Annotated in this window: 32 protein-coding genes; 29 read left to right on the forward strand and 3 right to left on the reverse strand. The window is 66.6% G+C overall.

Annotated elements, in window-relative coordinates:
- The 24 genes from FBZ83_RS21395 to FBZ83_RS21510 form a co-directional block, all read left to right on the forward strand.
- Positions 1 to 486 (forward strand): EF-Tu/IF-2/RF-3 family GTPase (locus FBZ83_RS21395; RefSeq protein ID WP_247888421.1); only part of this gene is annotated, 486 nt, incomplete at its 5' end.
- 456 nt (positions 487 to 942) lie between these two features.
- Positions 943 to 1,251 carry a 30S ribosomal protein S10 gene (gene rpsJ, locus FBZ83_RS21400; RefSeq protein WP_014241039.1) on the forward strand — a complete coding sequence of 103 codons (309 nt, stop codon included), beginning with the start codon at positions 943 to 945 and terminating at the stop codon, positions 1,249 to 1,251.
- 60 nt (positions 1,252 to 1,311) lie between these two features.
- Positions 1,312 to 2,022: a 50S ribosomal protein L3 gene (rplC, locus tag FBZ83_RS21405; protein ID WP_035675049.1), complete on the forward strand. Its 711-nt coding sequence runs from the start codon at positions 1,312 to 1,314 to the stop codon at positions 2,020 to 2,022.
- Positions 2,023 to 2,027: 5 nt separating this feature from the next.
- On the forward strand, positions 2,028 to 2,648 hold the full coding sequence (gene rplD, locus FBZ83_RS21410; protein ID WP_145688527.1) for a 50S ribosomal protein L4: 621 nt from the start codon (positions 2,028 to 2,030) through the stop codon (positions 2,646 to 2,648).
- On the forward strand, positions 2,645 to 2,962 hold the full coding sequence (locus FBZ83_RS21415) for a 50S ribosomal protein L23 (protein WP_035675048.1): 318 nt from the start codon (positions 2,645 to 2,647) through the stop codon (positions 2,960 to 2,962). The genes rplD and FBZ83_RS21415 overlap by 4 nt, the downstream gene beginning before the upstream one ends.
- A gap of 16 nt (positions 2,963 to 2,978) precedes the next feature.
- Positions 2,979 to 3,806: a 50S ribosomal protein L2 gene (gene rplB, locus FBZ83_RS21420; protein WP_014241035.1), complete on the forward strand. Its 828-nt coding sequence runs from the start codon at positions 2,979 to 2,981 to the stop codon at positions 3,804 to 3,806.
- A gap of 12 nt (positions 3,807 to 3,818) precedes the next feature.
- Positions 3,819 to 4,097 carry a 30S ribosomal protein S19 gene (gene rpsS / locus FBZ83_RS21425; protein WP_014241034.1) on the forward strand — a complete coding sequence of 93 codons (279 nt, stop codon included), beginning with the start codon at positions 3,819 to 3,821 and terminating at the stop codon, positions 4,095 to 4,097.
- A 3-nt stretch (positions 4,098 to 4,100) separates the two neighbouring features.
- The gene (gene rplV / locus FBZ83_RS21430; protein ID WP_035675046.1) at positions 4,101 to 4,496 is read left to right on the forward strand and encodes a 50S ribosomal protein L22; all 396 of its coding nucleotides are present in this window, start codon (positions 4,101 to 4,103) and stop codon (positions 4,494 to 4,496) included.
- Position 4,497: 1 nt separating this feature from the next.
- Entirely contained in the window at positions 4,498 to 5,274 is a 777-nt protein-coding gene (gene rpsC, locus FBZ83_RS21435; protein WP_114857559.1) for a 30S ribosomal protein S3, read from the forward strand.
- A gap of 15 nt (positions 5,275 to 5,289) precedes the next feature.
- Entirely contained in the window at positions 5,290 to 5,721 is a 432-nt protein-coding gene (gene rplP, locus FBZ83_RS21440; RefSeq protein ID WP_014241031.1) for a 50S ribosomal protein L16, read from the forward strand.
- Positions 5,718 to 5,924, forward strand: coding sequence for a 50S ribosomal protein L29 (rpmC, locus tag FBZ83_RS21445; RefSeq protein WP_145678370.1), 207 nt, complete (start codon positions 5,718 to 5,720; stop codon positions 5,922 to 5,924). Before rplP ends, rpmC begins: the two co-directional genes overlap by 4 nt.
- 12 nt (positions 5,925 to 5,936) lie before the next feature.
- Positions 5,937 to 6,191 (forward strand): 30S ribosomal protein S17, encoded by a 255-nt coding sequence (rpsQ, locus tag FBZ83_RS21450; RefSeq protein WP_014241029.1) that lies wholly within the window; start codon positions 5,937 to 5,939, stop codon positions 6,189 to 6,191.
- 17 nt (positions 6,192 to 6,208) lie between these two features.
- Positions 6,209 to 6,577, forward strand: a complete 369-nt coding sequence (gene rplN, locus FBZ83_RS21455) for a 50S ribosomal protein L14 (protein ID WP_012973215.1) — start codon at positions 6,209 to 6,211, stop codon at positions 6,575 to 6,577.
- Positions 6,574 to 6,894, forward strand: coding sequence for a 50S ribosomal protein L24 (gene rplX / locus FBZ83_RS21460; protein ID WP_088123921.1), 321 nt, complete (start codon positions 6,574 to 6,576; stop codon positions 6,892 to 6,894). The genes rplN and rplX overlap by 4 nt, the downstream gene beginning before the upstream one ends.
- An 11-nt stretch (positions 6,895 to 6,905) precedes the next feature.
- Positions 6,906 to 7,448: a 50S ribosomal protein L5 gene (gene rplE / locus FBZ83_RS21465; protein ID WP_035675042.1), complete on the forward strand. Its 543-nt coding sequence runs from the start codon at positions 6,906 to 6,908 to the stop codon at positions 7,446 to 7,448.
- A 19-nt stretch (positions 7,449 to 7,467) separates the two neighbouring features.
- Complete coding sequence (gene rpsN, locus FBZ83_RS21470; RefSeq protein WP_014241026.1) at positions 7,468 to 7,773, forward strand: 30S ribosomal protein S14; 306 nt, start codon at positions 7,468 to 7,470, stop codon at positions 7,771 to 7,773.
- A 13-nt stretch (positions 7,774 to 7,786) separates the two neighbouring features.
- Positions 7,787 to 8,185, forward strand: coding sequence for a 30S ribosomal protein S8 (gene rpsH, locus FBZ83_RS21475; RefSeq protein ID WP_035675041.1), 399 nt, complete (start codon positions 7,787 to 7,789; stop codon positions 8,183 to 8,185).
- 13 nt (positions 8,186 to 8,198) lie between these two features.
- Positions 8,199 to 8,732, forward strand: coding sequence for a 50S ribosomal protein L6 (rplF, locus tag FBZ83_RS21480; protein ID WP_114857557.1), 534 nt, complete (start codon positions 8,199 to 8,201; stop codon positions 8,730 to 8,732).
- 8 nt (positions 8,733 to 8,740) lie between these two features.
- Positions 8,741 to 9,103 (forward strand): 50S ribosomal protein L18, encoded by a 363-nt coding sequence (gene rplR / locus FBZ83_RS21485; RefSeq protein ID WP_014241024.1) that lies wholly within the window; start codon positions 8,741 to 8,743, stop codon positions 9,101 to 9,103.
- A gap of 12 nt (positions 9,104 to 9,115) precedes the next feature.
- Positions 9,116 to 9,697: a 30S ribosomal protein S5 gene (gene rpsE / locus FBZ83_RS21490; protein WP_035675037.1), complete on the forward strand. Its 582-nt coding sequence runs from the start codon at positions 9,116 to 9,118 to the stop codon at positions 9,695 to 9,697.
- A gap of 2 nt (positions 9,698 to 9,699) precedes the next feature.
- Positions 9,700 to 9,891: a 50S ribosomal protein L30 gene (rpmD, locus tag FBZ83_RS21495; RefSeq protein ID WP_014241022.1), complete on the forward strand. Its 192-nt coding sequence runs from the start codon at positions 9,700 to 9,702 to the stop codon at positions 9,889 to 9,891.
- A 4-nt stretch (positions 9,892 to 9,895) separates the two neighbouring features.
- Positions 9,896 to 10,381 carry a 50S ribosomal protein L15 gene (rplO, locus tag FBZ83_RS21500; RefSeq protein WP_014241021.1) on the forward strand — a complete coding sequence of 162 codons (486 nt, stop codon included), beginning with the start codon at positions 9,896 to 9,898 and terminating at the stop codon, positions 10,379 to 10,381.
- Between the two features lie 117 nt (positions 10,382 to 10,498).
- Positions 10,499 to 11,839, forward strand: a complete 1,341-nt coding sequence (secY, locus tag FBZ83_RS21505; protein WP_014241020.1) for a preprotein translocase subunit SecY — start codon at positions 10,499 to 10,501, stop codon at positions 11,837 to 11,839.
- Positions 11,839 to 12,486 (forward strand): adenylate kinase, encoded by a 648-nt coding sequence (locus FBZ83_RS21510; protein ID WP_014241019.1) that lies wholly within the window; start codon positions 11,839 to 11,841, stop codon positions 12,484 to 12,486. The genes secY and FBZ83_RS21510 overlap by 1 nt, the downstream gene beginning before the upstream one ends.
- Positions 12,487 to 12,621: 135 nt before the next feature.
- Here the strand turns inward: FBZ83_RS21510 and FBZ83_RS21515 are convergent, their stop codons facing one another.
- Together FBZ83_RS21515 and FBZ83_RS21520 are read right to left on the reverse strand one after the other, a co-directional pair.
- The gene (locus FBZ83_RS21515; RefSeq protein WP_247883304.1) at positions 12,622 to 13,380 is read right to left on the reverse strand and encodes a FadR/GntR family transcriptional regulator; all 759 of its coding nucleotides are present in this window, start codon (positions 13,378 to 13,380) and stop codon (positions 12,622 to 12,624) included.
- Positions 13,381 to 13,488: 108 nt separating this feature from the next.
- Positions 13,489 to 14,403 carry a DMT family transporter gene (locus tag FBZ83_RS21520; protein WP_145688529.1) on the reverse strand — a complete coding sequence of 305 codons (915 nt, stop codon included), beginning with the start codon at positions 14,401 to 14,403 and terminating at the stop codon, positions 13,489 to 13,491.
- A gap of 185 nt (positions 14,404 to 14,588) precedes the next feature.
- Between FBZ83_RS21520 and FBZ83_RS21525 the strand changes: the two genes are divergently transcribed.
- The 5 genes from FBZ83_RS21525 to FBZ83_RS21545 all read left to right on the forward strand — a co-directional run bounded on the left by FBZ83_RS21525 (position 14,589) and on the right by FBZ83_RS21545 (position 20,921).
- The gene (locus FBZ83_RS21525; RefSeq protein WP_145688531.1) at positions 14,589 to 15,461 is read left to right on the forward strand and encodes an N-formylglutamate amidohydrolase; all 873 of its coding nucleotides are present in this window, start codon (positions 14,589 to 14,591) and stop codon (positions 15,459 to 15,461) included.
- A 6-nt stretch (positions 15,462 to 15,467) separates the two neighbouring features.
- Positions 15,468 to 16,598 (forward strand): carboxylate-amine ligase, encoded by a 1,131-nt coding sequence (locus FBZ83_RS21530; RefSeq protein ID WP_145688535.1) that lies wholly within the window; start codon positions 15,468 to 15,470, stop codon positions 16,596 to 16,598.
- A 186-nt stretch (positions 16,599 to 16,784) separates the two neighbouring features.
- Positions 16,785 to 18,095 (forward strand): O-acetylhomoserine aminocarboxypropyltransferase, encoded by a 1,311-nt coding sequence (locus FBZ83_RS21535; RefSeq protein WP_145688538.1) that lies wholly within the window; start codon positions 16,785 to 16,787, stop codon positions 18,093 to 18,095.
- Between the two features lie 10 nt (positions 18,096 to 18,105).
- Entirely contained in the window at positions 18,106 to 18,903 is a 798-nt protein-coding gene (locus FBZ83_RS21540; RefSeq protein WP_145688539.1) for an alpha/beta fold hydrolase, read from the forward strand.
- Positions 18,904 to 19,034: 131 nt separating this feature from the next.
- A complete protein-coding gene (locus FBZ83_RS21545; protein ID WP_247888430.1) occupies positions 19,035 to 20,921 on the forward strand; it encodes a sensor histidine kinase in 1,887 nt (628 codons plus the stop codon).
- 77 nt (positions 20,922 to 20,998) lie between these two features.
- On the opposite strand, the gene FBZ83_RS21550 is transcribed toward FBZ83_RS21545, so the two are convergent.
- Complete coding sequence (locus FBZ83_RS21550; RefSeq protein ID WP_145688543.1) at positions 20,999 to 21,460, reverse strand: Hsp20 family protein; 462 nt, start codon at positions 21,458 to 21,460, stop codon at positions 20,999 to 21,001.
- Positions 21,461 to 21,719: the final 259 nt, after the last annotated feature.

The raw sequence follows: 21,719 nt of genomic DNA on the forward strand, positions 1-21,719 counted from the left end.
CGCGGCATCGTCAAGGTCGGCGAGGAAGTCGAGATCGTCGGTCTGAAGACCACGGTCAAGACCACCGTGACCGGCGTCGAGATGTTCCGCAAGCTCCTCGACTCGGGTGAGGCGGGCGACAACATCGGCGCGCTGCTGCGCGGCACGAAGCGTGAGGACGTCGAGCGCGGCCAGGTTCTGGCCAAGCCGGGCAGCATCACGCCGCACACCACCTTCAAGGCCGAGGCCTACATCCTGACGAAGGAAGAGGGTGGCCGCCACACGCCGTTCTTCACCAACTACCGTCCGCAGTTCTACTTCCGCACGACCGACGTGACGGGCATGGTGAAGCTGCCGGAAGGCACCGAGATGGTGATGCCGGGCGACAACATCTCCATGGAAGTCGAGCTGATCGCTCCGATCGCCATGGACGAGGGCCTGCGCTTCGCCATCCGCGAAGGTGGCCGCACGGTCGGCGCCGGCGTCGTCGCCTCGATCATCAAGTAAGCGTCTGTTTTGCGAAGGGGGGCCGGCCTGCGGGCCGGCCCCTTTTTGCATGGCCGATCCGCGATAATGCGGCGTGGCGCGCCGAACCGGGCCGATCCCGTCACCCTCCTGTCACAGGTGGGAAAATGTGGGTTGACACCAGGGCGCCCAGGGCATACACGTTACGCCCTCTGGAATTTGGGTTGGTAGTAGGCACGTCCGGCCTAGACGCAGCCCGATCACGAACGGCACCGCAAGCTCCACTTGCACCGGTTGCTGCCAGGAACATCCATCCGCATTGCGATGCGGGGGATGTTCTTTTTCGTATCGGCCGTCAGATCGGACAGACGAACCGCCGCCCACCGCTTCGGTGAGCCGGCGTAGGTTCGCCTGCCGCCGCGGGTCCCCGGGGGACTGATTTTGGGGTGCCGGTGACGCAGTCGCGTCATCGAAACGAGGTGCAAGGGACGTTTGGACATGGACAGCCAGAACATCCGCATCCGCTTGAAGGCGTTTGACCATCGCGTGCTCGACCAGTCGACCAGCGAGATCGTCAACACCGCCAAGCGGACCGGTGCTCGGGTGCGGGGCCCGATCCCGCTGCCGACGCAGATCGAGAAGTTTACGGTGAACCGCTCGCCGCACGTCGACAAGAAGTCGCGCGAGCAGTTCGAAATCCGCACCCACAAGCGTCTGCTCGACATCGTCGATCCGACGCCGCAGACGGTGGACGCGCTGATGAAGCTCGACCTCGCTGCCGGTGTGGACGTCGAGATCAAGCTCTAATTCGTTGCTGTTGAGGGACCTCTCCCTCCGAGGATGTCCCTGGTCAGGAGATAAAGAACAATGCGATCCGGTTTGATCGCGCAGAAAGTCGGCATGACCCGCGTCTTCACGGACGACGGGCAGCACGTGCCGGTGACTGTGCTGAAAGTCGACAGCTGCCAGGTCGTCGCCGTTCGCACCGAGGACAAGGATGGCTACACCGCCGTCCAGCTCGGCGCAGGCGCCATCAAGGTGAAGAACGTCACGAAGCCGCAGCGCGGGCATTTTGCCAAGGCGCGCGTCGAGCCCAAGCGCAAGCTGGTCGAGTTCCGCGTCGATGCCGACGCGCTGATCGAGGTCGGCGCCGAGCTCTCGGCTGCGCATTTCCTCCCGGGCCAGTTCGTCGACGTCACCGGCACTTCCATCGGTAAGGGCTTCGCCGGTCCGATGAAGCGCTGGAACTTCGGTGGTCTGCGCGCGACGCACGGCGTGTCGGTGTCGCACCGCTCGCACGGTTCGACGGGTAACCGCCAGGACCCCGGCAAGGTCTTCAAGAACAAGAAGATGGCCGGTCATCTCGGCGACGAGAAGGTCACGGTTCTGAACCTGAAGGTCGTGTCGGTCGATGAGGACCGCGGTCTGATCTTCCTCAAGGGTGCCGTTCCGGGCGCCGAGGGGGCTTGGCTCCGCATCCGCGACGCGGTGAAGAAGAAGGCTCCGGAAGGACTGCCGTTCCCCGCGGGGATCAAGGCTGCGCCGGCCGCTGAAGCCGCCGCCGAGCCGCAGGAGTGATGGCCATGAAGGCGACCATTAAGAACCTGAACAACGAGACCGTCGGCGAGATCGAGCTGGCTGACGAGGTCTTCGGCCTTCCGTCCCGCACGGACATCCTGGCCCGCATGGTCAACTGGCAGCTGGCCAAGCGCCGCGCCGGCAACCACAAGACCAAGACGGTCAGCGAGATCTCCGGCACCGGCAAGAAGCCGTACCGCCAGAAGGGCACCGGCCGCGCCCGTCAGGGCTCCATGCGTTCCGCCCAGTTCCGTGGCGGCGCGACCATCTTCGGCCCGGTCGTCCGCTCGCACGAGCATGACCTGACCAAGAAGGTCCGCAAGCTGGCCCTGAAGACCGCGCTGTCCACCAAGGCCGCGGAAGGCAAGCTCCTGGTCCTCGACGCCGCTTCGGCCGAGAGCCACAAGACCAAGGAACTGGCTGTCCGTCTCGCTTCGCTCGGCCTGACCTCGGCTCTGATCATCGATGGCGCCAACCTGAACGAGAACTTCGCTCGGGCCTCGCGCAACATCCCGCTGATCGACGTGCTGCCGGAGCAGGGCGCCAACGTCTACGACATTCTTCGCCGCGATACGCTGGTCCTGACCCGCAACGCGGTCGAGCAGCTGGAGGCTCGCCTGAAATGAGCAAGCAGTCGAAACCTGCGGTGAGCCAGGAGCGGATGTACGACCTCATCCTGGCTCCGGTGATCACCGAGAAGTCGACGATGGCGTCGGAGCACAATCAGGTGACGTTCCGCGTGCCGCTGTCGGCGACCAAGCCGGAGATCAAGTCGGCTGTCGAGGGGCTGTTCAACGTGAAGGTGACGGCGGTCAACACCCTGGTTACCAAGGGCAAGACCAAGCGCTTCCGCGGGACCATCGGCCGTCGCTCGGACTTCAAGAAGGCCGTCGTGACCCTCGCCGAGGGGAACAAGATCGACGTGACCACGGGCATCTGAGCGGGAGTGTGATCCGATGGCTCTGAAGCAATATCGCCCAATTACGCCGTCGCTCCGCCAGCTGGTCATCGTCGACCGCTCGGAGCTGTGGAAGGGCAAGCCGGTCAAGACCCTCACCGAGGGCCTGACCAAGTCCGGCGGCCGCAACAACACCGGCCGCATCACCGCGCGCCGGATGGGTGGCGGTCACAAGCGCGTCTACCGTCTGGTGGACTTCAAGCGCCGCAAGTTCAACGTCCCGGCGACTGTCGAGCGCCTGGAGTACGATCCGAACCGCACGGCCTTCATCGCCCTCATCAAGTATGAGGACGGCACCATGTCCTACATTCTGGCGCCGCAGCGCCTGAAGGTGGGCGACACGGTGATCGCCGGCGAGAAGGTGGATGTGAAGCCCGGCAACGCCATGCCGCTGAAGAACATCCCGGTCGGTTCGGTGCTGCACAACGTCGAGCTGAAGCCCGGCAAGGGTGGTCAGCTGGCCCGTTCGGCCGGCACCTACCTGCAGCTGGTTGGCCGCGACGGCGGGTACGCCCAGCTGAAGCTGCCCTCGGGCGAGCTTCGCGTGGTCCGCGGCGACTGCATGGCCACCCTGGGTGCCGTGTCGAACCCGGACAACATGAACACCAACAAGGGCAAGGCCGGTCGCAGCCGTTGGCTGGGCATCCGTCCGTCCGTCCGTGGTGTCGCCATGAACCCGATCGACCACCCGCACGGTGGTGGTGAAGGGCGCACCTCGGGTGGCCGTCATCCGGTCACGCCGTGGGGCAAGCCGACCAAGGGCAAGAAGACTCGTCACAACAAGAAGACGGATGGCCTGATCCTGCGCCGCCGTCATTCGAAGTAAGGAGGGCGGACGATGGCACGCTCCGTTTGGAAGGGCCCGTTCGTCGACGGCTACCTGCTCAAGAAGGCGGACAAGTCGCGGGCCTCGGGCCGCAACGAGATCATCAAGATCTGGTCGCGCCGCTCGACGATCCTGCCGCAGTTCGTGGGTCTCACGTTCGGCGTGTACAATGGCCACAAGTTCCTGCCGGTTCTGGTGACCGAGAACATGATCGGCCACAAGTTCGGTGAGTTCGCTCCGACGCGCACCTTCTACGGGCACGCGGCGGACAAGAAGGCGAAGAGGAAGTAAGCCATGGGCAAGCCCTCCAACCCCAGCCGTATCGCGGAGAACGAGGCGATCGCCTCCAATCCGATGATCCGCACCAGCCCGCGCAAGCTGAACCTCGTCGCCCAGCTCATCCGGAACAAGGATGCCAGCAGCGCCGTGGCCGAGCTGACCTTCTCCAAGCGCCGCATCGCCGGCGAGGTGAAGAAGGTTCTGCAGGCCGCGATCGCCAACGCCGAGAACAACCATCAGCTCGATGTGGACCGCCTGTACGTCTCCTCGGCGACGGTCGGCCGCGCCCTGGTGATGAAGCGCTTCCACGCCCGTGCCCGTGGCCGTGGCGCGCGGGTCGAGAAGCTGTTCTCCAACCTGACGATCATCGTGCGTGAGCGCGAAGCCGCCGCTGCCGAAGGGGCCGAGTAAGATGGGTCAGAAAGTCAATCCGATCGGGCTGCGCCTCGGCATCAACCGGACCTGGGACAGCCGTTGGTTCGCCAAGCGCGACTACGCCAACCTGCTGCACCAGGACCTGAAGCTGCGCGGCTATCTGCAGGGTCGCCTGCAGCAGGCCGGCTGCTCGCGCGTCATCATCGAGCGTCCGGCCAAGAAGGCCCGCGTCACCATCCACTCGGCCCGTCCCGGCGTGGTGATCGGCAAGAAGGGCGCGGACATCGAGAAGCTGCGCACCGAGCTGTCGAAGATGGCCGGCGGCGAGGTGAGCCTGAACATCATCGAGATCCGCAAGCCGGAGATCGATGCCAAGCTCATCGCCGAGAACATCTCCAGCCAGCTCGAGCGCCGGGTCGCCTTCCGTCGCGCCATGAAGCGCGCCGTTCAGTCGGCCATGCGTCTGGGCGCCCAGGGCATCCGGATCAACTGCTCCGGTCGTCTCGGCGGCGCCGAGATCGCCCGCCTGGAGTGGTACCGCGAGGGCCGCGTTCCGCTGCACACCCTGCGTGCGGACATCGACTACGGCACCGCGACCGCGAAGACCACCTACGGCACCTGCGGTGTCAAGGTGTGGGTCTTCAAGGGCGAGATCATGGCGCACGACCCGATGGCGCAGGACAAGCGCATGGGCACCGAGCCGGTGTCGACCGATGGCGAGCCGCGGCGCGAGCGTCGCGAGCGTGGTGACCGTGAGGAGCGTGGGGGCCGTGGTCGCGGCGACCGTGACCGCTCTGAGCGGGCTGACCGCTAGTAAGGGGCACGAGCGATGCTTTCTCCGAAGCGTACCAAGTACCGCAAGGCCCACAAGGGCCGCATCCACGGCAACGCGAAGGGCGGCACCCAGCTGAACTTCGGCTCCTTCGGGCTCAAGGCCCTGGAGCCGGAGCGCATCACGGCCCGCCAGATCGAGGCGGCCCGCCGCGCGATCACCCGCGCCATGAAGCGTCAGGGCCGCGTGTGGATCCGCGTGTTCCCGGACCTGCCGGTCTCCACCAAGCCCGCCGAAGTCCGCATGGGTTCCGGTAAGGGCACGCCCGAGTACTGGGCGGCCCGCGTTCATCCCGGCCGCATCCTGTTTGAGCTGGACGGCGTGCCCGCGGATGTGGCAAAGCAGGCGTTCGCCCTGGCGGCCGCCAAGCTGCCGATCAAGACCAAGCTGGTGACCCGCCTCGGCGGCGGTGAGGAGGTGGCGGCATGAAGCCCGTCGACGTTCGTGCGAAGAGCACCGAGGAGCTGAACGATCAGCTCCTCCAGCTCAAGAAGGAACAGTTCAACCTGCGTTTCCAGCGGGCCTCCGGCCAGCTGGAGAACACCGCGCGGGTGCGAGTGGTGCGTCGCGACATCGCGCGCATCAAGACGATCCTCGGCGAGCGCACGCGCTCGGCCGAAGCCGGCAAGTAAGGAGGGCTACCTATGCCTCGCCGCGTTCTGCAGGGCACGGTGGTCAGCGACAAGGGCGACAAGACGGTTATCGTCCTGGTCGAGCGCCGCGTCATGCACCCCGTGTACAAGAAGTTCATTCGTCAGTCGAAGAAGTACGCCGCCCACGACGAGGGCAACCAGTTCAAGGTCGGCGATACCGTTTCGATCATCGAATGCCGCCCGATCTCCAAGCGCAAGCGCTGGACGGTCGTGCTTGAGTCCGCCGCCGTTAGCGGCGCCGCGTAAACGGAAGGGTACAAACCATGATCCAGATGCAAACCAACCTGGAAGTCGCCGACAATAGCGGGGCGCGCCGGGTGCAGTGCATCAAGGTGCTTGGCGGGTCCAAGCGGAAGGTGGCCACCGTCGGCGACGTCATCGTCGTCTCCGTCAAGGAGGCCATTCCGAAGGGTCGCGTCAAGAAGGGCGACGTGCATCGCGCCGTCATCGTCCGCACCGCGAAGGAACTGCGCCGGGAGGACGGGTCCGCGATCCGTTTCGACCGCAATGCCGCCGTGCTGATCAACAAGCAGGGCGAGCCGATCGGCACGCGTATCTTCGGGCCGGTCACTCGTGAGCTTCGCGGCAAGAAGTTCATGAAGATCATCTCGCTGGCGCCGGAGGTGCTGTGATGGCCGCGAAGATCAAGACCAAGGACAAGGTCGTCATCCTTGCCGGCAAGGACAAGGGGAAGACCGGTGAGGTCCTCAAGGTCATCCCGGCGGAAAACCGTGTCGTCGTGCAGGGCGTGAACGTGGTGAAGAAGCACCAGCGTCCGAGCGCCACCTCGCAGGGCGGCATCGTTGAGTTCGAGGCGCCCATCAACGTCTCGAACGTTGCTCATGTCGACCCCAAGGACGGCAAGCCGACCCGCGTCGGTTTCAAGGTCCTTGAGGATGGCCGCAAGGTGCGTGTCGCCAAGCGGTCCGGCGAAGTCATCGACGTGTGAGGACCGGACCAATGGCTGCACGTTTGAAGGAAGTGTACGACTCCAAGATCCGCGCCGCGCTCAAGGCTGAGTTCGGCTACGCGAACGACATGGAAGTTCCGCGGATCGAGAAGATCGTCATCAACATGGGTGTCGGCGAAGCTGTCGGCGACTCCAAGAAGATCCAGAATGCGGTGAGCGAACTGACGGCGATCAGCGGCCAGAAGCCGATCGTCACGAAGTCCCGCAAGTCGATCGCGCAGTTCAAGCTGCGTGAGGGCATGGCGATCGGGTGCAAGGTCACGCTCCGTCGTGAGCGGATGTACGAGTTCCTGGATCGCCTGGTCACGATCGCGTTGCCGCGTGTCCGCGACTTCCGCGGCATTCCCGGCAACAGCTTCGACGGCCGTGGCAACTATGCCATGGGCGTGAAGGAGCAGATCATTTTCCCGGAGATCGACTACGACAAGATCGATCAGATCCGCGGCATGGACATCATTTTCGTCACCTCGGCGAAGACCGACAAGGAGGCCAAGGCTCTCCTGAAGGCCTTCGACATGCCGTTTGTGGCCTGATTGGCTGGAGCACGACCCCATGGCTAAGACCAGTGCCATCGAGAAGAACAAGCGTCGCACCAAGCTGGTGAAGCAGTTCGCCAACAAGCGTGCCCGCCTGAAGGCCATCGCCTCCGATCGCTCCCTCCCGCCGGAAGAGCAGTTCGCCGCCCGCCTCAAGCTGGCCGAAATGCCGCGCAACTCGTCGAAGGTGCGCATCCGCAACCGCTGCGAAATGACCGGCCGTCCGCGGGCGTTCTATCGCAAGTTCAAGCTGTCCCGCGTCACCCTCCGTGAACTGGCCTCCACTGGCCAGATCCCGGGGATGGTGAAGTCGAGCTGGTAAGGAGGGTCGGAGAATGTCTTTGAGCGATCCGCTCGGCGATATGCTGACCCGCATTCGCAACGGTCAGCACGCCCGTATGTCTGTTGTGCAGAGCCCGGCGTCGAAGCTGCGCAGCAACGTGCTTGAGGTTCTCAAGCGCGAGGGTTACATCCGCGGCTACTCCGAGGAGGAGCTGCGCCCCGGCATCAAGAACCTGAAGATCGAGCTGAAGTATCACGAAGGCGAGCCTGTGATTAAGCAGATCGCCCGCGTGTCGAAGCCCGGCCGCCGCGTCTATTCGAAGATCACCGATCTGCCCCGCGTCTTCAACGGCCTCGGCATCGCGATCCTCTCCACGCCGCGCGGCGTGATGTCGGACAATGAGGCCCGCGCCGCCAACGTCGGCGGTGAAGTCCTCTGCCGCGTGTTCTAAGGGGGACCCTTCGATGTCGCGCATTGGAAAGCATCCCGTGCCGGTTCCGGCTGGTGTTGACGTCTCCGTCAACGGCCAGCAGGTGTCGGCCAAGGGCAAGCTGGGTTCGCTCAGCCTGACCCTCATCGACGACATCACGGCCAAGCTGGAAGACGGCAAGGTCGTGGTGGCCCCGGCGAACGACAGCAAGCGCGCCCGCATCATGTGGGCAACCTCGCGCACCCTGATCAACAACATGGTCACGGGCGTCAACCAGGGCTTCACCATCAACCTCGAGATCAACGGCGTCGGTTACCGTGCCGCCGTGCAGGGCAAGGAGCTGGTCATGCAGCTCGGCTACTCGCACGACGTCAAGTACCCGATCCCGGAGGGCATCACCATCAAGTGTGACAAGCCCACCGCGATCTCGGTGTCGGGCTTCGACAAGCAGAAGGTCGGTCAGGTGGCCGCGGAGATCCGTGGTTGGAAGAAGCCGGAGCCCTATAAGGGCAAGGGCATCAAGTACGACACCGAGACGATCATCCGCAAGGAAGGCAAGAAGAAGTAAGGTCCGCCATGCTCAAGCCAAAGCAACTCCACGAGCGCCGCAAGCAGCGCGTGCGCGCGCAGATTGCCAAGAAGGCCGGCGGGCGGGCTCGCCTTTCGGTTTTCCGGTCCAATCTGCACATCTACGCCCAGATCATCGACGACGAGAACGGCCGCACGGTCGCCTCGGCCTCGTCCGTGGAAAAGGAGCTGCGCGAGCAGCTCAAGCACGGTGGGAACGTCGAAGCCGCCCAGAAGATCGGTGCGCTCATCGCTGAGCGCGCCAAGGCGGCGGGCGTCACCGAGGTCGTGTTCGACCGTGGTGGCTACATTTACCACGGCCGGGTCAAGGCCCTGGCTGACGCCGCCCGCGAGGGCGGGCTGTCGTTCTAAGGAGGCTCCGAAATGGCACGTGAAAGAGGCGAGCGGAGCGACCGTGATCGGCAGCCGCGCGATCGCGACCGGGAAGAGAGCGAGCTGATCGAAAAGCTCGTTGGGATCAACCGCGTCGCCAAGGTTGTGAAGGGCGGCCGTCGCTTCGGCTTCGCCGCCCTGGTGGTGGTCGGTGACGGCAAGGGCCGCGTCGGCGTCGGATCGGGCAAGGCCCGTGAAGTGCCGGAGGCGATCCGCAAGGCCACCGACCAGGCGAAGCGCGGCATGATCCGCGTTCCGCTGCGCGAAGGCCGCACGCTGCACCACGACTCCAACGGTCACTTCGGTGCCGGCAAGGTCGTGCTGCGCACCGCCCCGGCCGGTACCGGCATCATCGCCGGCGGTCCGATGCGCGCGATCTTCGAGGCGCTGGGTGTGCAGGACGTGGTGACGAAGTCCATCGGCACCTCGAACCCGCACAACATGATCAAGGCGACCTTCGACGCCCTGTCGCAGGTTTCCAGCCCGCGCAGCGTCGCCGCCCGTCGCGGCCGTCGCGTGAGCGACATCCTCGGCAAGCGTGAAACCGGCGCTGCCGGTGCGCAGGAGGCTTGATCATGGCCGAGAAGAAGACCGTCATCGTCACCCAGACCGGCAGCCCGATCGGCCGCAAGCACGACCAGCGCGAAACGCTGGTCGGTCTGGGTCTCAACAAGCTGCACCGGACCCGCGAACTGGAGGACACTCCGGCCGTGCGGGGCATGATCGCCAAGGTCGCGCACCTGGTCCGCGTCGAGAACGAGGGCTGAACCCATGACGAAGCTGAACGATCTCCGGGACAACCCCGGTGCCCGTAAGGAGCGCATGCGCGTCGGCCGCGGTATCGGTTCGGGCAAGGGCAAGACCGGCGGCCGTGGCGTCAAGGGTCAGACCTCGCGCACCGGCGTGGCCATCAACGGCTTTGAAGGCGGCCAGATGCCCCTTCACCGCCGCCTTCCGAAGCGCGGTTTCCGCAACATCTTCGCGAAGGAATACTCGGTCGTGAACCTGGGCCTGGTCCAGAAGTTCATCGACGCCGGCAAGCTCGACGCCAGCCAGACCATCGATGCGGTGGCTCTGGAAGCGGCGGGCGTCACCGGCAAGGTGAAGAAGGACGGCATCCGTCTGCTGGGCAAGGGCGCCCTGACGACGAAGGCCAGCTTCACCGTGGCCGGCGCCTCCAAGTCGGCTGTGGAAGCGGTCGAGAAGGCGGGTGGCAGCGTCACGCTGACCGCGTCCGCCGCCGAAGCCGCCGAGTGATCGGAAGCCCGCGCTTGCGCGCGGGCATCTTCCGGCACTAAATGAAGCGAAGTTGCGAGGGGCGGCCTGCATCCTGCAGGACCGCCCGTTCGTGCATTAGGGACAGGGATACGACCCATGGCATCAGCGGCCGAGCAGCTTGCCGCGAACATTAATTTCGGGGCCTTCTCCAAGGCGACCGAGCTGAAGAAGCGGATCTGGTTCACCCTTGGTGCCTTGATCATCTACCGCCTGGGCACCTACATCCCGATTCCGGGCGTCAACCCGCAGATCCTGGCCGATATTTTCCGGCAGCAGGGCGGGGGCATCCTGGGCATGTTCGACATGCTGGCCGGCGGCGCGCTGCACCGCATGACGATCTTCGCGCTCAACATCATGCCGTACATTTCGGCCTCCATCATCGTGCAGCTTCTGACCGCGGTGTCGCCGCAGATGGAAGCGCTGAAGAAGGAGGGCGAATCGGGCCGCAAGAAGCTGAACCAGTACACCCGCTACGGCACCGTCCTTCTGGCGACCGTGCAGGCCTGGGGCTTGGCGGTGGGGCTTGAAGCGATGACCGGCGCGTCCGGCGCCGCGGTTCCGGAACCGGGGCTGTTCTTCAAGATCGCCACGGTCATCACGCTGGTCGGCGGCACCATGTTCCTGATGTGGCTGGGCGAGCAGATCACCGCCCGCGGCATCGGCAACGGCATCTCCCTCATCATCTTCGCCGGTATCGTCGCCGAGCTGCCGCGCGCGCTCGTCAGCACGCTGGAGCTGGGCCGCACCGGCGCGCTGTCCACGCTGTTCATCGTCTTCCTGCTGCTGATGGCGGTGGGGGTCGTGTTCTTCATCGTCTTCATGGAGCGCGCGCAGCGCCGTCTGCTGATCCAGTACCCGAAGCGGCAGATGGGCAACCGCGTGTTCGGCGGCGAAGCGTCGCACCTGCCGCTGAAGCTGAACACGTCGGGCGTCATCCCGCCGATCTTCGCGTCGTCGCTGCTGCTGCTGCCGCTGACCGCGGTCGGCTTTGCCGGCGGCGAGGGTCCGGAGTGGTTGCAGACCGTCACGCGCTATCTGGCGCACGGCACGCCGCTCTACATGATCCTGTATTCGGCGCTGATCATCTTCTTCTGCTTCTTCTACACGGCCATCGTCTTCAACCCCGCGGACACGGCCGAGAACCTGCGTAAGTATGGCGGCTTCATTCCCGGCATCCGTCCGGGAAAGAACACCGCGGACTACATCGACTACGTGCTGACCCGCCTGACGGTGATCGGTTCGGCCTACCTTGTGGCGGTTTGTCTCCTCCCCGAAATCCTGATTTCCCAGCATTCGGTTCCGTTCTATTTTGGCGGCACCAGCCTGCTGATCGTGGTCACGGTGACGATGGACACGGTTGCGCAGATTCATTCCCATCTGCTGGCCCACCAGTATGAGGGGCTGATTAAAAAAGCGAAGCTTCGGGGGAGAAAGTAATGAATCTCATTCTGCTCGGACCGCCGGGCGCCGGGAAGGGGACCCAGGCGCGGCGTCTCGAAGACACGCGCGGGCTCGTCCAGCTTTCTACGGGCGATATGCTCCGCGCGATGGTCGCCGAGGGTGGTCCGCTTGGGCAGCAGGCGAAGGACATCATGTCCGCCGGCAAATTGATGCCGGATGAGCTGATGGTCAAAATCATCGCTGAACGCATTTCCAAGCCGGATGTCGCCAACGGCTTCATCCTCGACGGTTTCCCGCGGACGGTCGCCCAGGCCGAGGCGCTGGACACCATGCTGTCGGACAAGGGCCTGAAGCTCGATCACGTGATCGAGATGAAGGTCGTCGACGACATCCTGGTCGAGCGCATCACCGGCCGTTACACCTGCGCCAAGTGTGGCAAGGGTTATCACGACGTCTTCGAGAAGCCGAAGGTCGAGGGTGTGTGCGACGTTTGCGGCAGCACGGAGTTCAAGCGCCGGGCCGACGACAACGCCGACACGGTGAAAACCCGCCTCGCCCAGTATCACGAGCAGACCGCGCCGATCCTTCCGTACTACCAGAGCCGTGGCGTTCTGAAGACGGTGGACGGCATGGCCGAGATCGACGATGTGACGAAGCAGATCGAGGGCATCCTGGCGGCCTGACCGGGCCGCCAAACCGGGATCCCCACGATCGGTTGAACAAGGAAAAGTCGCAAGGATCTCCGGATCCTTGCGGCTTTTTTCATGCCCTGGCGACGGGGCGGGGAGGGTGGTCCTCCCCGGTGGCGGCGTTCGTTGTTACGGGGCGCCGTCGGTGTCGGGGCGGGAGAGGTCCTCCGCCTTGCGGCTCAGATCGTTGTAGCGGTCGAGCACCCAGCCGAGGTGATCGGCCGCCGCCGCCGCCGCGGCATCGGCGTCACGGCGTTTGATGGCGTCGTAGATGGCGTGGTGATGATCGATCATCAGCGCCTCGCGGCCCAGCGCGAAGGGCTCGGTGTGATGGTATTCCATCATCTGGCCGAGGATGTCGCGGATGGTCGCCAGCAGATGCAGATAGACCGGGCTTCCCGCCGCCTGCGCGACGGCGAGGTGGAAGTCCATGTCGTCAGCGGCCTGCTTGCCGTCCCGGCCCGTCTCGCCCATGGCGGCGAGGACCCGCCCGATGTGGTCGATCTGCTCCTGCGTCGCGCGCTCGGTGGCGCGCCGGGCCGCCCAGCTCTCCAGGGCCTGCCGAATCTCCACGAGGTCGCAAAGGTTGGCGTGCTTCACCCGGACCATCTCGGTCAGCGCGCCGTCCATCGCCCCGGCGGAGGACACCACCCGTGTGCCGCCGCCTTGCACGGCGGTCAGGAAACCCTGGGTCTTCAGTTTCTGCAGGGCCGCGCGCACCGACACCCGGCTGACATGGAGTTGCTCGGCGAGTTGACGCTCGCCCGGCAGGCGCTCTCCCGGAACCAGTTCGCCGCGGGCGATCCGTTCGAGAAGCCGTTCCGCCACCCATTCGGAAATGCGCTGGGAGGAGGGCGGTACGTGGTGGGGTTCTTCGGTGTCGGACACGGTGTCATGCCCTTTCATCAGCAATCGGTCATAGGTCGTACCCGAGTCGGGCAAATCACGTCAACTCGCATCCGGACGGCGGCGTATGGTCCGCTCCGTCCGTGCTTTTCATCGGCTCCCGCGCCGCGCCACCAAGATGCCCGCCAGTACCACGGTGCCGCCGACCGCCTGGAACGCGCCGAGCGGTTCGGCGAGGAGCGCCCAGGCCAGAACCGCCGCGGCGGCCGGCTGGAGCAACAGGCTGACCGAGGAGAAGGCGGCGGGCAGATGGGCCAGCGCGTAGGCGATCAGGCTCTGACCGCCGGCGTGGCTGACCAGGGCGAGGCCCAGAAGAACGCCCCAGCCGCCGAGCGAGCCGGCGATCAGGCTCTCCCCAGACAGCAGGGCGATGGGCAGCAAGGCGAGGCCGGTGACGATCCCGCTCCAGGTCATGATGGTGGCGGTGGAGAACTCCGCCCGCAGCCGCCCGACCATCAGGAAATAGCCGCTGTAGAACACCGCGGTCAGCAGCCCCAGTGCGTCGCCGAACAGGTGGTCGGGGCTCAGTTGCAGGCTTTGCCCCATCAGGATGATGGCGCCGCACAGGGAGAGGGCGAGTCCGGTGAGGAAGGTCCGGCTGAACCGTTCCTTGAACACCAGCCAGGACACCAGCGTCACGAAGATCGGCGCGAAGTTGGCGAGCAGTGTGGAGTTGGCGACGGAGGTGTAGCGGATCGACCAGTGCCAGATGGCGAGGTCGCCCGCGAAGAACAGGCCGGCGGCGGTCAGCCGGGCGTAGTCGCGCCGCGACGAGGGCTTGCGCGCGCGCGCGCCGCCCTTCGGCTCCACGGCCATCCAGACCCACAAGGCGGGGATGGCGAAGGCCAGCCGCCAGAAGGCGGTGGCGCTCGGTCCCAGTTCGGACAGGCGCACGAAAATCGGGGCGAAGGCGATGCCCAGCGCCCCGGTCAGGAGAGCGATCAGCGCGATCCGCTGCGCGGAGTCGACGCGCGCGACGGGGGCGAGGGTGCTGGCGTCCGGCATGGCGTCCGTTATAGCGGACGCAACCTGCAGGCGCCATGTTCCCCCGCCGCATGGCACGTCTGCGGAAGGCCCGGATTGTGGGACATTGCCGCGACGACGGGATCATCCAGGCGTCCCGGCCGTTGCCCTCGGACCAACCGGCGGGAACTTCCGCTGCGCCCGAGACCCTGCAATACTGTGCCACCATGACGCAGCGATCCCCCTGCAAGCCCGCCGAACACCTCCGACCGGTGACCCTGCCGTCGCCGCCGCGCGCCGCGCCGCCGTCGCCGTTGCTGGGTCCCGACGATCCGCCGCCGGTCACCGTCCTGCGCCCGGAGTCGGACAGTCCGGTGCTCCTGCTGTGCGACCACGCCTCGCGCGCCATCCCGAAGGCGCTGGGGACGCTGGGGCTGGACGAGACCAATCTGTGCCGGCACATCGCCTACGACATCGGCGCGGCCGAGGTGACGCGGCGGCTGTCGGAGCGGTTCGGCGCGACGGCGGTGCTGTCCGGCTATTCCCGGCTGGTCATCGATCCGAACCGCGCGTTGAACGATTCCACCGCGATCCCGGTGGTCAGCGACGATGTGGTGATCCCCGGCAACCGCGCCCTGGACCGCGCGGAGGAGGAGCGGCGCATCGACGCCATCTTCCGGCCCTATCACGCGGCGGTCGCCGCCGAGGTCGCCCGGCGGCGCGAGCGCGGGCAGGTGCCGGTGCTGCTGTCGATCCACAGCTTCACGCCGGCGATGCGCGGCGTCGCCCGGCCCTGGCACGTCGGCATCCTGTGGGACCATGACCCGCGCATCCCGATTCCGATGATCGCGCGGCTGCGCGCCGACGGGCGCTGGTGCGTCGGCGACAACGAGCCCTATTCGGGCCGGACGACCCTGGGCGGCACGGTGGAAAGCCACGCGACCCCCGCCGGACTGCCCAACGTCCTGGTCGAGGTGCGCCAGGACCTGATCGCCACGCCGGAGGGGGCGGCGCTGTGGGCGACGGTGCTGGGCGACGCTCTGGAGCCGATTCTGGCCGACCCCGGCCTCTACGAAATCAAACTGTTCCCGCGGGAGTGAGCGTTCATGGAGCCAGCCTTCACGCTGGGGCTTGAGGAAGAGTATCTGCTGGTGGACCGCAGCTCGCGGGACATCGCGCGCAACCCGCCGGACGAGATGCTGGAAGCCTGCCAGGAGCAGGCGCCGGGCCAGATCCATCCGGAGTTCCTGCGCTGCCAGATCGAGGTCGGCACACCGGTCTGCTCCACCCTGGCGGAGGCGCGGGCGGAGCTGGCGCGGCTGCGCGCGACGGTGGCCGGGGTGGCGCGCGCCCACAATCTGGCGCCCATCGCCGCTTCCACCCATCCCTTCGCCGCCTGGGAGCCGCAGAAGCACACCAACCGCGACCGCTACAACATGCTGGCCCGTGATCTGGGCGCGCCGGCGCGGCGGCTGATGATCTGCGGCATGCACGTCCATGTCGGGATCGAGGACGACGACCTGCGCATCGACCTGATGAACCAGGTCCGTTACTTCCTGCCGCATCTGCTGGCGCTGTCCACCTCCTCGCCCTTCTGGCGGGGGCAGGACATGCAGCGGAAATCCTACCGGCTGGCGGTGTGGAACGAACTGCCGCGCACCGGCATGCCCGACAGCTTCCAGAGCTTCGGCGAGTACCAGCAGCAGGTGAACGTCCTGGTCAACGCCGGGATCATCGAGGATGCGAGCAAGCTGTGGTGGGACATCCGCCCGTCCCAGCGTTTCCCGACGCTGGAGATGCGGATCACCGACGTCTGCACCCGCCTCGACGACGCGGTGACGGTGGCGGCGCTGTTCCGCTGCCTGCTGCGCATGCTGTGGCGGCTCCGGTCGAAGAACGTGACGTGGCGGCCCTACAAGAACCTGCTGATCGGCGAGAATCGCTGGCGGGCCCAGCGCTACGGGCTCGACGAGGGTTTGGTCGATTTCGGGCGCGGCACCATCGTTCCTTACGGCGACCTGATGGAGGAACTGATCGAGCTGACCCGCGAGGACGCGGAGCGCTTCGATTGTGTGGCCGAGGTCGCCAACGCCCGCGACATCATCCGGCGCGGCACCAGCGCCCATCGTCAGGTGGCGATCTACCGCGAGGCGCTGGAGCAGGGCGCCACCGGCTGGGAGGCTCTGGCCCAGGTGGTCGACTGGCTGGTCGAGGAGACGATGGTCGGGGTGGAGTGATCTGCCTCGACGGGTTGCTTCGAAATCCATGGCAACTTTCGGAAAGCCACTACTTGACCTTTGCGTCATCCAGCCATACCCTCGCCGCAAATCAGCTCACCGAGTTGAGCAGGGCAGGCAATAAAAACGAAGCAGCAGAGGGCCGCTCGCACCACGGGCGGCCCTTACCTTTTCAGGGGGATGGGAATGGCTGACGCCAAGTTCCTGAAGTTCGACACGCTGAGCCTGCACGCCGGCCAGCGGCCCGATCCGGCCACCGGGGCGCGGGCGGTGCCGATCTACCAATCCACGTCCTACGTCTTCGACGACACCGACCACGCCGCTTCGCTGTTCAACCTGGAACGGCCGGGCCACATCTATTCCCGCATCTCCAACCCCACGGTGGCGGTGCTGGAGGAACGGCTGGCTGCCCTGGACGGCGGTGTCGGCGCGGTCTGCACGGCCAGCGGTCAGGCGGCGCTGACGCTCGCCATCATGACGCTGATGGACGCCGGCGGGCACATCGTCGCCTCCTCCTCGATCTACGGCGGCAGCCGCAACCTGCTGGCCTACACGCTGCCGCGATTCGGCATCACCACGACCTTCGTGAGTCCGCGCGACCTCGACGGCTTCCGCGCGGCCATCCGGCCGGAGACACGGCTGCTGTTTGGCGAGGTGCTGGGCAATCCTGGGCTGGAGGTGCTCGACATCCCCGGCCTGTCGGTGATCGCCCATGACTCCGGCCTGCCGCTGATGGTCGACGCCACCTTCGTCACGCCCTACCTGTGCAAGCCGCTGAGCGTCGGCGCCGATCTGGTGATGCACTCCTGCACCAAATGGCTGGCCGGGCACGGCGTCGCCATCGGCGGCGTGGTGATCGACGGCGGCACCTTCGACTGGGAAGCGTCCGGCAAGTTTCCGACCCTGACCGAGCCCTACGCCGGCTATCACGGCATCGACTTCGCGGAGGAGTACGGGCCGGCGGCCTTCATCATGCGCGCCCGCGCCGAGGGGCTGCGCGACTTTGGCGCCTGCATGAGCCCGATGAACGCCTTCCAGATCCTCCAGGGCGTGGAGACGCTGCCGCTGCGCATGAAGGGCCACATCCACAACACCCGCAAGGTGCTGGGCTTCCTCGAATCCGAGGCCTACGCGGAAAACGGCAGCGTCGCCTGGGTCACCCACCCGGAGCTGCCCGACCATCCCGACCACCGGCTGCGCGCCCAGCTCCTGCCGCACGGCGCCGGCTCGATCATCTCCTTCGGCATCAAGGGCGGGCGGGAGGCCGGGCGGCGCTTCATCGAGAAGCTGGCGCTGTTCTCCCACCTCGCCAACGTCGGCGACGCCAAGTCGCTGGTCATCCACCCCGCCAGCACCACCCACGCCCAGCTCGACGCCGAGGCGCTCGCCGCCGCCGGGGTGGGGGAGGACATGATCCGCCTGTCCATCGGGCTGGAGGATTGCGACGACCTGATCGACGATCTGCGCCAGGCGCTGCGCGCCGCGACGAAGGCGTGAGGAGGCTGCCATGGACCTGACCGTCAACGGCCAAACCGTCTACGCCCACACCGGCGGACGGCCCTTCGACCCGGCGCGTCCGGCGATCGTGCTGATCCACGGTGCCGGCATGGATCACACGGTGTGGAGTCTGCAAAGCCGCTACCTCGCCCATCACGGGCGGTCGGTCCTGGCGGTCGATCTGCCGGGCCATGGCCGCTCCGCCGGGGCGCCGCTGCCATCCATCGAAGAGTTGGCCGACTGGGTCGTGGCGCTGCTGGACGCGGCGGGTGTGGCGAAGGTGGCGCTCGCCGGCCATTCCATGGGCGCCCTGGTGGCCCTGGAGACCGCGGCGCGGCACGGCGACCGGATCGAATCGCTGGCCCTGCTGGGCGTGGCGGAGACGATGCCGGTCCATCCCGACCTGCTTGCCGCCGCGGCGCTGAACGACCCGTCCGCCATCGAGCTGGTGGTCGGCTGGGGGCACGGGCCTTGCGGTCATGTCGGCGGTGCCGCGGCGCCCGGCCTGTCGCTGGTGCCCGGCGGACGGCGCCTGATGCAGCGGGCGCGGCCCGGCGTGCTGGGTGTCGATCTCGGCGCCTGCAACGCCTATGGCCGCGGTGGTGCGGCCGCCGCGGCGGTGTCCTGCCCGGCACTGTTCCTGTTGGGCGGAGTCGACCGCATGACTCCGGCAAAATCGGGCAAGGCGCTTGCTGCCAAAGTCAGTGGCTCTGAAGTCGTTCTGCTGTCCGGCATAGGCCATATGGTTATGACGGAAGCGCCAAACGCAACCACAGATGCTTTTTCGGCCCGGTTTGCTGCCCGCTAAGCCTGTTGTTTCTTCGTTGATTACAGTCTCATCATGAATCGTTAACAGGTTCGCGTCTTACTGTTCTGCACTGAAGCGGCGATGCGGAATGGTGAGCTGTGCGAAGTCTTGAGCGGTCTGTCCATGCCTTGATGGCGGTTGCCGGCGATATCGTCGCGCTGGTGGCGCCGGACGGGCGGTTTGCCGATGTGGGAGCCGGGGCGCTCCGCGTGCTCGGCACTCCGCCGGAGGCGCTGCTGGGGACCGCCCTGCTGGATTGCGTCCATCCGGATGACCGGGAGGCGGTCGCCCGCGGTCTCGCCCGGCAGAATGTCGGACCGTCCGGTGACGGGCCAAGCGACGATGGATCGCCCGGCGACGCCGTTGGTCCGTTCGCCTGCCGGCTGCGCCACGCGGCGGGCGGCTGGCGGCATGTGGAGGTGACGGCCTTGCGCCGCATGGGCGACGCCGGTGCCCCGGAAACCGTCCTCCACGCCCGTGACGTCACCGACCGCGTGGAAGCCGGGGAGCGGCTGCGGGCGAGCGAAGCGCGTTACCAGACGCTGGCCCGCTCCGCTCCGATCGGCCTGTTCGAGACGGATCGCGACGGCGGAATCGCGTCGGCCAACCCGCGCTTCGCCGCCATCGCCGGACTGCCGCCCGATGCCCTGCAGGGCCATGCCTGGCTGGCGGCCGTGCATCCGGACGACCGGCCGCGGCTTGAGGCCGACTGGGCGGAGGCCGTGGCGTCGGGCCAGCCCATTCTCCTGAATGTCCGGTTCCGCGGCGCCGACGGCACGATCACCTTCGCCCTGTGCCAGGGCTCGCCGCTGACCGACGTGGATGGGCGGGTGCAGGGCTGGGTCGGCACGCTGAGCGACATGACTGAATATGTGCGGACGGTCGACGCGCTGCTAATGGCGGAGGCCCGGACCAACGCCATCGTGGACGCCGCGGCCGACGCCATCGTCACCATGGATGGGGAGGGCATCGTCCACAGCTTCAACCCGGCGGCGGAGGCGATGTTCGGCATTCCGGCCGTCGACATGCTGTGGAATCGGGTCGACCGGCTGATCCCCGGCATCGCGACGCTGCTCCAGGATGGCGGGCTGGCCGTCTACCAGCCGGGCGGCGAGGCCCATGGCGCCGGGGCCGTGCAGGAGGCCGTCGCGGTGCGGCGTGGTGGCGACCGCTTTCCCATCGAACTGTCGGTGAGCGCGGTGGAAACCGGTGGACGACGGGTCTTCACCGGCATCATCCGCGACATCACCGCGCGCAAGCGGAGCGAAAGCGACCTGATCGCCGCGAAGGAGGCCGCCGAATCGGCGGACCGCGCCAAGTCGACCTTCCTCCAGGTGATGAGCCACGAATTGCGGACCCCGCTGAACGCGGTCATCGGCTTCGCCCAGGTGATCGAGATGCGGCTGCTCGGCGCGGCCGAGGTGGACCGCTACATCGACTACGCGGGCTCGATCCGCCAGTCGGGCGAGCATCTGCTGGCGATCATCGACGACATCCTGGACATCACGACCATCGAGGCCGGCGGGCTGCGCTTGAACGAGACGCCCGTCGAACCGTCCGCCCTGGTGGGGGAGGCGCTGAACCTCGTCGCCATCCAGTCGGGCAAACGCGGCGTGCCGATCCACATCGACCTGGAGGATGGCCTGCCGACGCTGACCGGCGACGCGCTGCGCCTGCGGCAGGTCCTGGTGAACCTGCTGTCGAACGCCGTCAAGTTCTCCAACCCCGGAGAGCCTGCCCTGATCCGGGCGCGTCGCGGAAGCGACGGCGGGCTGGAACTGTCGGTGACGGACACCGGGATCGGCATCGCGGCGGAGGATCTGCCGAAGGCGATGACCCCCTTCGTCCAGGTCGACCAGTCGATGGCGCGGCGCTACGAGGGGATGGGGCTCGGCCTGTCCATCTCGAAGCGACTGGTCGAGGCCCATGGCGGCACCCTGCGCATCGCCAGCGTGCCGGGGCAGGGAACGACGGTGACCGTGGCCTTGCCGCCCGGCCGGGTCATGGCCGACGCATGAGGGGGGCGGACTCCGATGAACACAGAAACGGCGCCCCGGTTTCCCGGAGCGCCGTATGGACGTGTGGTGCCTTGCGGTTAGGCGGCCTGCTGGGTCAGGGCGGGCTTCGCCGCGCTGTTGGTGCCGATCTGGATGGTCCGCGGCTTCATCGTCTCCGGCACCTCGCGCACCAGATCAATGTGGAGCAGCCCGTTCAGCAGATTGGCGTTGCCCACCTTGATGAAGTCGGCAAGCTGAAAGCGGCGCTCGAAAGCGCGGCCGGCAATACCCCGGTAGAGGAATTGGCCGGTCTCCTGTTCCTTCTTAGCTTTCCCTGTGACCACCAGAGAGTTCTGCTGAGCGGTGATCTCCAGGTCCTCCGGGCCAAAGCCGGCGACGGCCATGGTGATCCGGTAAGCGTCGTCGCCCGTCTTCTCGATGTTGTAGGGCGGGTAGGACGCGGCGGCCTCGTCGCCGGTCATCGCGTTCTCCAGGAGGCGCGAGAGGCGGTCGAACCCGACGGTCGAACGGAACAGGGGCGAAAGGTCGTAGGAGCGCATGACATATCCTCCAAATGAGCGATACAGCGATCGGAGACCACGATCGTCGTCGGTCCCCGGTTTTGCGGTTCCGGCGAACCCCAACTGGGCGTCCGCCGACACCGCGACAGATAAGCGAGCGACTTGCCCGTTCAAGAGGGCGTTTTTTGAAATTCGCCGGACCGCGCCGTCACCGTCCAGCGGACGGCCGGGCGGGGTTCATAACCACTCATCGATTGTTAATCAGTTGCGGCGAGGCTCGGAATCGGGCCATTCGGCC

The organism is Azospirillum brasilense (genome assembly GCF_007827815.1).
Lineage (GTDB): Bacteria > Pseudomonadota > Alphaproteobacteria > Azospirillales > Azospirillaceae > Azospirillum > Azospirillum brasilense_C.